The sequence below is a fragment of the Undibacterium sp. GrIS 1.2 genome (assembly GCF_040544435.1).
In the GTDB taxonomy this organism is placed as follows: domain Bacteria; phylum Pseudomonadota; class Gammaproteobacteria; order Burkholderiales; family Burkholderiaceae_D; genus Undibacterium.
The window spans coordinates 1-11,752 of the sequence record NZ_JBEONP010000078.1 but is presented as its reverse complement, the minus strand read 5'-3'; the positions used below and the strand labels follow the sequence as shown (position 1 = coordinate 11,752).

At 47.4% G+C, this 11,752-nt stretch carries 12 protein-coding genes; 7 read left to right on the top strand and 5 right to left on the bottom strand.

All coding sequences use genetic code 11. The features are described 5' to 3' along the window. Nucleotides 1-251: 251 nt before the first annotated feature. Nucleotides 252-863 carry a TetR/AcrR family transcriptional regulator gene (locus tag AAKU61_RS20810; RefSeq protein ID WP_354335362.1) on the top strand — a complete coding sequence of 204 codons (612 nt, stop codon included), beginning with the start codon at nucleotides 252-254 and terminating at the stop codon, nucleotides 861-863. Nucleotides 864-990: 127 nt separating this feature from the next. Here the strand turns inward: AAKU61_RS20810 and AAKU61_RS20805 are convergent, their stop codons facing one another. Beyond that, nucleotides 991-1,122 (bottom strand): hypothetical protein, encoded by a 132-nt coding sequence (locus AAKU61_RS20805; RefSeq protein ID WP_354335360.1) that lies wholly within the window; start codon nucleotides 1,120-1,122, stop codon nucleotides 991-993. A gap of 118 nt (nucleotides 1,123-1,240) precedes the next feature. On the opposite strand from AAKU61_RS20805, the gene cysS reads away from it, so the two are divergent. From cysS to AAKU61_RS20785, 4 genes are all read left to right on the top strand, one after another. Beyond that, entirely contained in the window at nucleotides 1,241-2,623 is a 1,383-nt protein-coding gene (gene cysS / locus AAKU61_RS20800) for a cysteine--tRNA ligase (RefSeq protein ID WP_354335358.1), read from the top strand. A gap of 100 nt (nucleotides 2,624-2,723) precedes the next feature. Further along, nucleotides 2,724-3,212 carry a hypothetical protein gene (locus AAKU61_RS20795; RefSeq protein WP_354335356.1) on the top strand — a complete coding sequence of 163 codons (489 nt, stop codon included), beginning with the start codon at nucleotides 2,724-2,726 and terminating at the stop codon, nucleotides 3,210-3,212. 371 nt (nucleotides 3,213-3,583) lie between these two features. Beyond that, complete coding sequence (gene htpG / locus AAKU61_RS20790) at nucleotides 3,584-5,503, top strand: molecular chaperone HtpG (protein WP_354335354.1); 1,920 nt, start codon at nucleotides 3,584-3,586, stop codon at nucleotides 5,501-5,503. Between the two features lie 220 nt (nucleotides 5,504-5,723). Further along, a complete protein-coding gene (locus AAKU61_RS20785; RefSeq protein ID WP_354335353.1) occupies nucleotides 5,724-6,908 on the top strand; it encodes a patatin-like phospholipase family protein in 1,185 nt (394 codons plus the stop codon). 121 nt (nucleotides 6,909-7,029) lie between these two features. Here AAKU61_RS20785 and AAKU61_RS20780 read toward each other — a convergent pair whose 3' ends face one another. The 3 genes from AAKU61_RS20780 to AAKU61_RS20770 all read right to left on the bottom strand — a co-directional run bounded on the left by AAKU61_RS20780 (nucleotide 7,030) and on the right by AAKU61_RS20770 (nucleotide 8,762). Continuing rightward, on the bottom strand, nucleotides 7,030-7,488 hold the full coding sequence (locus AAKU61_RS20780) for a GNAT family N-acetyltransferase (RefSeq protein ID WP_354335351.1): 459 nt from the start codon (nucleotides 7,486-7,488) through the stop codon (nucleotides 7,030-7,032). Between the two features lie 24 nt (nucleotides 7,489-7,512). Then, nucleotides 7,513-8,070, bottom strand: a complete 558-nt coding sequence (locus AAKU61_RS20775) for a GNAT family N-acetyltransferase (protein WP_354335349.1) — start codon at nucleotides 8,068-8,070, stop codon at nucleotides 7,513-7,515. 101 nt (nucleotides 8,071-8,171) lie between these two features. Continuing rightward, complete coding sequence (locus AAKU61_RS20770) at nucleotides 8,172-8,762, bottom strand: helix-turn-helix domain-containing protein (RefSeq protein ID WP_354335347.1); 591 nt, start codon at nucleotides 8,760-8,762, stop codon at nucleotides 8,172-8,174. A 223-nt stretch (nucleotides 8,763-8,985) separates the two neighbouring features. Here AAKU61_RS20770 and AAKU61_RS20765 point away from each other — a divergent pair, with 223 nt between their 5' ends. Further along, nucleotides 8,986-10,071, top strand: a complete 1,086-nt coding sequence (locus AAKU61_RS20765; RefSeq protein ID WP_354335345.1) for an extracellular catalytic domain type 1 short-chain-length polyhydroxyalkanoate depolymerase — start codon at nucleotides 8,986-8,988, stop codon at nucleotides 10,069-10,071. A 128-nt stretch (nucleotides 10,072-10,199) separates the two neighbouring features. Further along, complete coding sequence (locus AAKU61_RS20760) at nucleotides 10,200-10,676, top strand: FKBP-type peptidyl-prolyl cis-trans isomerase (RefSeq protein WP_354335343.1); 477 nt, start codon at nucleotides 10,200-10,202, stop codon at nucleotides 10,674-10,676. Between the two features lie 203 nt (nucleotides 10,677-10,879). On the opposite strand, the gene AAKU61_RS20755 is transcribed toward AAKU61_RS20760, so the two are convergent. Then, on the bottom strand, nucleotides 10,880-11,647 hold the full coding sequence (locus AAKU61_RS20755) for a transporter (protein ID WP_354335341.1): 768 nt from the start codon (nucleotides 11,645-11,647) through the stop codon (nucleotides 10,880-10,882). Nucleotides 11,648-11,752: the final 105 nt, after the last annotated feature.

Genomic DNA, 11,752 nt, shown 5'->3' with positions numbered 1-11,752 from the left:
AAGACAAAATCACTAAAAAAGCATCATTTTATTTTTTAAAAATTCAACCTTTGCTGAAACGGCTCTGATTAAGGCTGTCATGCAAAGGTCTCAAACCATTAAATCGAACCGAAATTATCGGCAAAACCCTACGCATACCAAATAATTACACTACACAGTGTAGTTTTAAATTCTTAAAAAGTAAACTACCTAGTGTAAAATAATTTAATTCTCTTTTTGCCACAATTTGACCTCAACGCCACATTACCGCCATGCCAAGTCCAAAACGCCTTACCGACCGCAAGCGCGAAGCGATCTTGCAAGCCGCTATTATCGAATTCCGAACTCACGGTTTTGAAGCCACCAGCATGGATAAAATCGCCGCCAGCGCCGAGGTTTCTAAGCGCACGGTGTATAACCATTTTCCCAGCAAAGATGATCTGTTCGCCGCTATCTTATTACAGCTATGGCAAAACAGCGCCAGCCAGCGCGAGGTGGTTTATCGCACCAACATCCCCTTGCGTGATCAGCTAATCGACTTGATGCAAGAAAAAATGCAGATGCTCAACGATGAGCACTTTATCGCGTTGGCACGTGTCGCTATTGCCGCCACCATCCACGCGCCAGACCGCGCACAAGAGATGGTCGCCAAACTGGGGGAAAAAGAAGAAGGCGTCACAGGCTGGATCAGAGCAGCGCAAGCCGATGGCAAACTCAAACCGGCCGATCCGGCATTTGCAGCCCACTTGCTACAAGGTCAATTAAAAACCTTCGCATTCTGGCCGCAAATCACCATGGGGCAAGCGCCTTTAGATAAGGCTGCTCAAGTGCAAATCGTAGAAGCTGCGGTGGATATGTTTTTGGCTTATTTGGGTCGGTCTTAAAATCTTGCAACAGCGTTGTTTATTAGCTCAGCAGTCAGTACGAGCCGTCCACTCACATCAACGCAACCAAATTGTGTGATAAATTCATGTCTTAGTTTTACTCTGCTTGCCATTTCATTTTTATCGATCACTCAAAGCTATCCGTGCAAGCCACATTCAATACCATGACAAACGCCGCTACTTCCATCTGCGCATCCACAACAGCGCGCCGGTTGTTTGTCGCACTCAGCTTGTCGTGTACACACATATGCAGTGACAAGCTTTGTTGTCGCTGTTGATCCTGATCTAGTCACAACCACTCCAAAAATTCACCGTTTTTTTTAGCGGTAGCAATCACGGTGTACGTCTACTGTTTATTTTCGATTTTTATACTCACTATGCATCTCTATCTCTATGACAACTGGGAGCGTCAGCTTCGCCAATTTACTCCACTGCGCCAGGATTGGGTTGGCCTATATTGCTGCGGCCCTACCGTGTACGACTACGCGCATATCGGTAATTTACGCACTTATTTGTTTGAGGATATTTTGCGTCGCACCTTAGAATTTAACGGTCACCAGGTTCGTCATGTCATCAATATTACTGACGTTGGTCATCTGGTATCCGATGCGGATGATGGCGAAGATAAAATGGAAAAAGGCAGCCGCAAAGCGGGAGAATCTGCCTGGGACATTGCGGAAAAATTTACTAGCGCGTTCAAAGCCGACTTGCTCAGCCTGAATATGCTGCCCCCTACAATCTGGTGCAAGGCAACTGATCATATCGCTGAGCAAATCGACTTTATCGCCACCATAGAACAAAAAGGCTACACCTACACCACCAGCGACGGCGTATATTTTGACACATCCAAACAAGATGATTACGGCTACCTGGCACGACTCAATCGAGATGGTATTGAGGCGGGAATCCGTGTTGAACTGGGTGAGAAAAAACACCCCACCGATTTCGCGCTATGGAAATTCAGTCCGGCAAATGAACAGCGCCAAATGGAATGGGATAGCCCTTGGGGACGTGGTTTTCCAGGCTGGCACATTGAATGTTCTGCGATGGCCTGCAAATATCTGGAACCGTGGTTTGACATCCATTGCGGCGGAGAAGATCACATCGCGATTCATCACAGCAACGAGATCGCGCAGAATCAAGCCTGCCACGGCACCCGACTTGCTAACTACTGGATGCATGGCTATTTTTTGCAAATCGATGCCGGAAAAATGTCTAAATCCAGCGGCGATTTTTTGCGTCTGCAAACTCTGATTGACCAGGAGATTGATCCGCTGGCATATCGATTTTTATGCTTGTCAGCACACTATCGCAGCCAGATGAATTTTAGCTGGGATGCATTGGAGGCAGCTCAAACAGCATTGGGCAGATTGCGCGATACTTACTTTGCATTACCTGAAGGTGGCGCGGCGGATAGCAATTATGTGACCCGCTTCCAGACTGAAATCAATCAAGACCTGAATCTCCCCAAAGCACTGGTCGTGATGTGGGAAGTTCTCAAATCGGATTTGAACGACGCAGATAAAAAAGCGACTCTCGATCAATTTGATCTAGTCTTAGGATTGGGATTGGCGGAGTGGAGGCCAGCGATACTCACCATACCCACCGAGGTAACTACGCTGGCAGAGCAACGTCAAATTGCCCGCACTACAAAGAACTGGGTAGAAGCGGACCGGCTGCGCGCAGCCTTGCATGTCTTGGGGTATGAAGTGGAAGATAAAGCAGATGGGATGAAGATAAAACCTAGAAACGGCAGTTGACCGCTCGTCAGTATAATTAAGTAGTTGATTCAATTGACTGATGCTAGGGTTTTCACCATCACCGTTCTGGTGAGAGCGCTACGAACGGATTAATTTCGATATGACCATGCTTCTTATTGCGACCAAGCGCCCGCCCTCGGAAAAATCGGATTTGCTAAGGTTCATCCGGCAAGATAGCTCTGTTAGTGAAATCGAGATGCCGCGCCAAGGTGTGCTGCCACATGATCTGGTGCATTTTGTGGTTGAAAGCGGGCTGAAACTCAGTGACGGTTTTTTAAGTCTGGTGGCACAAGGTGCCGATGCACAGTTTGTCATGGAGCTGACCCACGATACTCAGCGCCGCGATATTGAACGGGGCGCAGTGCAAGCCGAGGCGATTGTTGAGGCATTGCAGACACAACTCTGGAGCGGCAATTTTGATCACGACGCGTTTGCTTATGGGCTGCAAACTGCGGCTGAGGCACGCAATATTGAGGCGCCAGCAGTACCGGTGGAGAGTTTGGCACACGCCTTATTCCAGCAAGCAGTGGAGCTAAACGCAATATGGTCGCAGATTAAACCATATGAAAAACTGGAACTCCGGTTTTAAACAAAAGCCACGACATCCCACGTTCAGCATCTATTTTTGTCTTTTCCACCTAAACTCTCCAACTCGCTTAGCTATAACAATAATTAAAAAAATGGGGAGTATTTTTAATTGTCCATATAATAATTGGACAATAAGGCTAATTTATCTTGTACTACTACCCAGTATATAAATTAGCCGTAATCAACATCTTGAAATATCCCAACTTAGCCGCATAACTGCCAAGCAAAATCTTTATGGATTTCATCAAGTCGGGACTTGCACAAAATCGCTCTGACAAAATCGGTATGAGCAGATCGTCAGGCGATGCTGTATGAGGTCGCCATGGTAATTTTGTAAAGTCCTAAACTCATAAAAAATAGTAAGAGGGAATTATGTCCGACCAAAAACAAACAATGGGCTTCCAAGCCGAAGTCAAACAACTGCTGCAATTGATGATCCACTCGCTGTATTCCAACAAGGAAATTTTCTTGCGCGAATTGATCTCTAACGCATCTGATGCTGCCGACAAGCTGCGTTTTGAGGCGATCAACAATGCCGCCTTGTATGAAAGTGATCCTGAGCTCAAGATCAAAGTCAGCTTCGATAAAGCTGCACGCACCATCACCATCGCCGACAACGGCATCGGTATGACACGCGAAGAAGCCATTGCGCATCTAGGTACCATTGCCAAGTCAGGCACGAAAGAATTCTTTGGCAAACTGTCTGGCGACCAGCAAAAAGATGCCGCCATGATTGGCCAATTTGGTGTGGGTTTCTACTCTGGCTTTATCGTTGCGGACAAAATCACGGTTGAATCACGTCGTGCTGGCACTGCCGCCGACGCTGGCGTACGCTGGGAATCTGAAGGCGCTGGGGACTTCAGCGTAGAAGATATTACTAAAGCCGATCGCGGTACCTCAATCACTTTGCATCTACGTGAGGGTGAAGATGATTTTCTCTCTTCATGGAAATTAAAGTCGGTAATCCGTACTTACTCCGACCATATCTCTTTGCCGATCTTGATGCAAAAAGAAGAGTGGGACGAAGAGAAAAAAGAACAAGTCACTAAAGACGAACTAGAGACAATCAATCAGGCCAGCGCTTTGTGGGCACGCATCAAGAGCGACATCACGCCTGAGCAATATGATGAGTTCTATAAACATATTTCACACGATTACAGCGCCCCGCTGACCCACACGCATAACCGTGTTGAGGGTCGCAGCGAATACACGCAATTGCTGTACATCCCTGCCCGTGCACCGTTCGACATGTGGGACCGCAACAAACGCGGCGGTATCAAGCTATATGTCAAACGCGTCTTCATCATGGACGATGCCGAGCAGTTGATGCCGGTCTACCTGCGCTTTGTTAAAGGTGTGATTGACTCCAATGATTTGCCACTGAATGTCTCGCGTGAAATTTTGCAGGAAAGTCGTGACATCAAAGCTATTCGTGAAGGATCGACCAAGCGCGTATTAGGCATGCTGGAAGATTTGGCAAATGCCGAAGGTGATGATGATTCACAAGCGAAGAAAGATAAATACGCTAGCTTCTGGACCGAGTTTGGTCAGGTACTCAAAGAAGGTATAGGCGAAGATGCGGGCAACAAAGAACGTATCGCTAAACTGTTACGTTTTGCGTCTACCCACAACGACAGTGATGCACAGACAGTATCTTTAGCTGATTATCTGAGTCGCGTTAAAGACGGTCAGGAAAAGATTTACTACGTTACTGCCGACAATTACGGCGCTGCGAAAAACAGTCCTCATTTAGAAATTTTCCGTAAAAAGGGTGTGGAAGTTCTATTGCTGACTGACCGCGTTGATGAATGGATGCTGTCCTTCTTAAGTGATTTTGAAGGTAAAGAATTAGTCTCCGTTGCTAAAGGCGACCTGAACCTCGGCACGCTAGAAGATGAAGCCGAGAAAAAACAGCACGAAGAGACCGAAACGCAGTTCAAGGATCTGGTCGAGAAGATGAAAACCGCGCTGGCAGATAAAGCCAAAGATGTACGCGTGACTTTCCGTCTGACCGACTCCCCTGCTTGTCTGGTAGCGGACGACAACGAGTTATCCGGCAACTTGATGCGCATGCTGAAAGCAGCAGGCCAGGCTGCACCGGAATCAAAACCGATTCTTGAAGTCAATCCAGATCATCCGTTAGTACAACGTTTAAAGTACGAAGAGAAGAAGTTTGACGACTGGGCCAATATCCTGTTTGATCAGGCAATGCTGGCAGAGGGCGGATCACTGGCAGATCCAAGCAGTTTTGTAAAACGTCTCAATGAAATGCTGTTGAACGTGGCCGCTTAGGTTTTTACCTCAAGTTTTTACCTCAAGTTTTTACGTCAGATGACTATTTGATTAGTTTCAGTCAACCACTTCTGCAAAAGCAGCCCATAACAAGCCCGCCAATTTGGTGGGCTTGTTGTTTTGTGTTGAACGTACGTGAAATGTAAAGAAACTGTTAAGCTTGAAAGAGCAAGTACCCCTCGTTTTAATTTGTAATTTCTCGCTACAAGCGCCGCAAAAAATGAGCATTACAGGTAATATCACTGCATCGCAACAAAAACTCCCAATTGCCATGACTACACAAGAAAACGTTCTGATTCTCCAAGGCGGCGGTGCTTTAGGCGCCTACCAAGCGGGTGTTTTTGAGCAGCTTCATCAAAATGATATTCAGCTCGACTGGCTGATTGGCACTTCTATCGGCGCGATCAATTGCGCGCTGATTGCCGGCAATCCGCCGGAGAAGCGGGTTCAACAATTGCGGGCCTTTTGGGAAAGTCTGGCACCGCCTCTGGCGTCTAACCAACCCTGGTCGGTATTCACACCTTTCTTGCAACAATGGGGTATCGCTAATACCTGGAGCAGCTGGACCAGCTCTAATGAGACGATGAGCACTTTAACCAATGGTGTTCCCGGATTTTTTAAACCACGGGTTGGCGCTGGCTGGGATATGAATGCCGCCGTAGACATAGGCCAAAACAGTTTTTATGACACGTCGCCTCTCAAAAAGACGCTAGAGAAATATATCGATTTTCACTATCTGAATAAAAGTCCCATACGTATCAGTATCTGTGCGGTAGAAATTACTGGCGGTCAGATGACGACCTTCGATAGCAAGAAGCAAAAAATCGGACCTGAACACATCATGGCAAGCGGCGCGCTGCCGCCGGGTTTTCCACCGGTAGAAATCGACGGAAAAATGTATTGGGACGGCGGCATTTACTCCAACACACCGCTAGAGGTTTTGCTTGATGGCGCACTACAACGCGACGCACTCTGCTTTATGGTAGATCTTTGGGACCCTAGTGAAGCAGCGCCTAAGACGATGGCAGAAGCTTTGGCACGGTACAAAAATATTCAATACGCCAGTCGTTCAAAAGAACAATTAGCGACACGCCGCCAACTACAAAATCTGCAAAAAGCGATACGTGGTTTATCTGAAAAACTTTCTCCGACGGAACGTAAAAAACCGGAAATACAAGCCCTGATGAAACTGGGCTGCGATCACACAATCAATGTCGTGCATCTGGTGATGAAGGCGCAAGAACACGATCAGTATTTTAAAGATATTGACTTCAGTACAGAGACAATACAAAACCGCTGGCAAGCGGGTCTACATGATGCACAACGGGCTCTGCACCACAAATCCTGGTTACAACCACCGGCACCGCATACAGGTCTAATTATTCACGAATTGCCGCAGGAATAATTCGATCTTTAGGATAGCCGTTTAAAGAAAGAGTAAAGCAGTGCGTATGGCCTACCGTAATGGATATGCATGCTCATAAATCGTTTCTTGAATTGCTGTCCGCCCTCCCTTTTTGTTATTCTCAGTGAACGAGATTCTTGCTCATAAATACGCTCAAAGGATCGTCGCGATAACCGCCAAACCGACCACACACCACATAGCCAGCCTGCGTATAAAGACGTAATGCATCGGTCTGAAGCGGGCCGGTTTCCAGCATCACTTTCCGGTATTCTACTTTACGGGCTGCGGCTTCGAGCAAATTCAGTAATTGTTTCGCCAAACCCTGCCCGCGCCGATCGGGATGCACATACACGCGCTTGATCTCAGCATATTCTGATGCAAGAACAAGCGCACCACAGGCGACCGCGCGCTGCTCCGAATCACGGGCAACAGCACACATGAGTTGCTGTGCGGAGAGCGCGGTCAGGTCAAGCGAATACACGCTTTCTGCCGGGTACAGACTATGTTGATATGCGTCCAACTCAGCAATCAAAGCCAGCACGTCTGCCTGATCTGGCGATTCCATATTGATAGTAATCATAAAGAGTATTGATTTAGATGTTGGTTAAATCGATTTGAAATAAATCGTAGTCGAGCACAGGCCACCTTGCGGCCATAAGGCATAGTCAGGAATACGCCCGCACAGTTGCCAGCCAAGCCGCTCATATAAAGATTCCGCACCACCGCCAGTTGCGGTATCCAATACCAGCAGCGTCTTCCCCGCGGCATGTGCTGCTTGTTCTGCCGCCTGCATCAGCGCAGCACCAAGTCCAACTGCACGCGCCCGACGATGTACCAGTAGCTTAGAAATATCGGCGCGATGTGGCTGGTTCTCAGGTTGACTCAATATAGCTTGTACCGTACCGACAATGGCACCAGAGAAGTCTCTGGCAACTAGCAAAAGTCGCTCCTGACGCGCCACGCTGGCAGCAACACCTTGCCAGAACGCCTCCGACTTAGCTCGAGATAAAGGCTGCATAAAACTCACCGATGCTCCACCATCAACACAGTCCATCAGAACATCGCAAAGTGCCGCAATATCGGCACGATCATCGAGCGCCTGTAACAGTTGAATTGAATAGTCTGAGGACGTATGGTTTGAAGATGAATAATCTAAGGACATCAGAGACTCCTGAGGCATTTATAACGATGAAGTAATCTAGTGAAAAAATCAGATAAATTCTGATTCATCCTTATTTGATCTTTATTCGAAATGCGCCATGTTTAAAGTGATGCGGTGTTAATCGCAACGACGTAACGTACCGGATGCTTGCTAGAGTTTTGATACACAATCGCATTGTTCTCATCCATCGCTAGACAATCGCCGCTCTCCAGATGATGGTGCACATCACCCAAAATAATTTCCAGCGAGCCATCCAGTACCCAGATCTGCTGATGAATTCCGACTTCACGCAAACCCGCTGCATAAGACACTCTCGCACCGGCAGGAAACTCCACCTCAACCAACTGGATAGACGAACGGAAATGCGGCGGTGAAATATTCCGGCGACGATAACCTGACTGTGGATCTATCCACAGTAATTGCTCCTCGCGCCTTACTAGTGGATTAGCATCTGGCTGCGGCTCTTCAAAAAACGAGGCTAGCGTGACACCCAGACCAAACGACAATTTATCCAGGACTACCGCTGTCGGACTGCTCTCTCCGCGCTCAATCAAAGAGATCATAGAACGACTGACGTTCGACTTGGTCGCCAGTACATCGAGCGACATACCGCGCTCAGCCCGCAGGCTGCTCAGTCGGTTTGCAATGCGCTGGTTGATGTCAGGCTGCTGAATAGTTTTTTGGTCTTGCATGGTTTGGGTGGATTAATTATCTTGGTTAATTTCCTTCATAATGGATTTATTTTCCAATTTATTAGATATTGTGTCAATCGATTTATTTGATGAGCAGTTTTCCGCCGCAATGGATTAACCATGTAGATTTCTGACAAGATGTCTGAACATAGGAATTAATAACAACACAAGACTATCAAAGCACTAACCCGGTACATTCGGTAGCATCTAAGCTCGATTGATCGTGTTAGTGTTCGTGCTCACATTAGCGCCACGTCAGCACCACTTCATCCAGCAATCGTTCTATTACCAAGGTTTTTTAATGAAAAGTGTTTTACGTTTTCTTAGTTTTTGTCTTTTGGGTTTGATTACCTTGATAACGATAGCTGGTCTGCTATTTGGCTACTTCATTTACTCACCTGAACCAGAACTTCCAAAGCTGTCCGGCACACTGGCTAAGGCGTCCATCGAAGTGGGCGGACTAAAGCGTACTTACTTGACCTACGTACCGCAAGGGCTGGCAAAAGGAGCGCCGCTGGTGATGGTGATGCACGGATCAGGTGAAGACGGCGCGCAAATTCGGATTGATACCGGATATGGATATGAGCGTCTCGCCGACCAACATGGCTTCGCAATCGTCTACCCTAATTCTTATAGTTTTGACTGGAATGACTGCAGCAAAGTTGGTGACTTCAACGCAAACGGGCGCGAGGTAGACGACGTTGGCTTTTTAAGCGCACTGGCTGGTAAACTGATCACAGAGATTCATGTCAACCCAGACCGCGTGTTTGCAACTGGTGTTTCGTCTGGTGGTTTTATGTCGATTCGCCTTGCGCTTGAGGCACCGTCCCGGTTTCGCGCGATTGCAGCTGTATCCGCAAACGTACCGTCACCCGAGAATTTTAAATGTCAGCCTGCCCAGCAACTTGCGTCCGGTAATTCAGGTACATCAGTCATGATCATGAATGGCACCAAGGACCCGCTGGTTCCGTTCAATGGCGGAGAATCCAGCCTCTTGGGCTTATTTTACAAGGGTGGCAATGTGCGCTCATCACAAGAATCCGGTCAATATTTTGCCGACCTCAATCACCTCACCGGGAAACCAGTAACGAAGCTGAGCACAGCGGCAGACGGTGTGAATGTCGAACAGTTTTTATGGCGTAACGATACTAAAGTGGAAGTGGAGCTGGTTGCGATTCAAGGCGGTGGGCATGGACTCCCGCAACCCTACTTCCGTCGTCCGCGATTATTAGGTCCATCGCCTATGGCACCGGATGGCACCGCAATGGTGTGGGCATTTTTCGAACGACAATCATTGCTGACGCAATAAAATGATCTCAGTGACAAACAAAAATCTGATGCTAACGAGGAAAACCCCATTTGCACATGATCTGATTTCATCAAAGTAGTCACTTCGGTTAATATGCTTGCACTTTCTATTCTTACGCTAAAAATTTTATGAAAATTGATAAAGACACCGCCGTCACCCTGCGCTTTACCGTCGCCGAGAGCAACGGCAAAGTCATTGAAAACGGCAAAACTCCAATCGCTTATTTACACGGTGGTTATGACAATTTATTGCCGAAAATAGAAGCTGCCTTGCAAGATCAGGAAGTCGGATTTAAAGCCACCCTGGATTTGGCACCAGAGGATGCATTTGGTCTGCGTGACGAGAGTTTGCTGCGGACGATTTCCAAGAAAGATTTCCCTCCCGGCGTCAAAGTCGGTGCGTCTATGCAAGGACATACTGACACGGGTGAGGAAACCATTTACACCGTACTTAAAATCAAAGGCGATCAAGTCATGCTCGACGCCAATCACCCGCTAGCGGGAAAATCCTTACGTGTAGGCTTACAAGTATTAGGAGTACGCGCCGCGACCGCGGAAGAAATTATGCATGGTCATGTGCATGGCGATCACGGGCATCAGCATTAACACTAAAGAGGCAGTATCACTAAATTTAGGCGCTGCTGCCGCTTTAGTTTGTATTTCCGGTGAGATGCGTCATGCGCACCGATGGATAAAACTTAAACTGATATTGATTAGTACGCGTAACTCGCTCTAGCACCCTACAAGAATTGACTTCAGTTAAACGCAATTTTCATCACGTCGACTGACACGCTTTATCAACTCAAATATCACCACAATTTTGCCAGCGGCATAACCAATCCGGTGAATAAAGACAAATCTGGTGATGCCTTATTCAAGCCTTTGGCAAAACCAAAATCAATCGTCAGTTTATTACTCGGGCTGTAGGTTAACGCAGCCAAAGCTTGGGCAGTGTCGTCGGTGCCGCGTCTGCGTGTGCCGCTGAGTTCTGCCGTGATACCCCATTTTTCAGTGACGGCTAGTGATGCGGATGTTGAAATACCTGTTTGCGTACTGGCAGTACCGGGATCGACCAAGCCCAAACGCGTAAAATTAAGGTTGGCATCTATATGCAGTTTGCCGATGTCTTTACTGTAAATCCCATTCACGCTGTAATCTGTTTTGCCACTACCGATCGTATTTTTAGCGGTAGGGACTTTGACGCCAAACTCCAGTCCAAATGCGGTATCGTCATTCATCAAAAAGGCACGCTTTAATACCAACGTGGTATCACCCAAGCCGCGCTCACGGTTACCCTGATCATCCAAGGATGAAACCACGGCTTCACCGCCGATCAACACCCCCCATTGCGGATTAAACGCCAGCTTTAATTGGTAAGGCAAACTATCTCGTCTGGTCCCATCTTGCCTGGTGCTAAGCAGACCCAATTCCAGTTCTAATTGTCCTGGAAACGGTAATTGTGCTGGACTCGATACCGAGGGGCGGTACGGCGTAACCTCTTCATCATCGGCGTAAGCATAAGCGCAACAACTGAGCAGAGCGAGCAGACTGGTGGTGATCAGATATGTGCGCGGCATTCTTTATGTCGAGACCTTTGCATGACAGCCTTAATCAGAGCCGTTTCAGCAAAGGTTGAATTTTTAAAAAATAAAATGATGCTTTTTTAGTGATTTTGTCTTCAG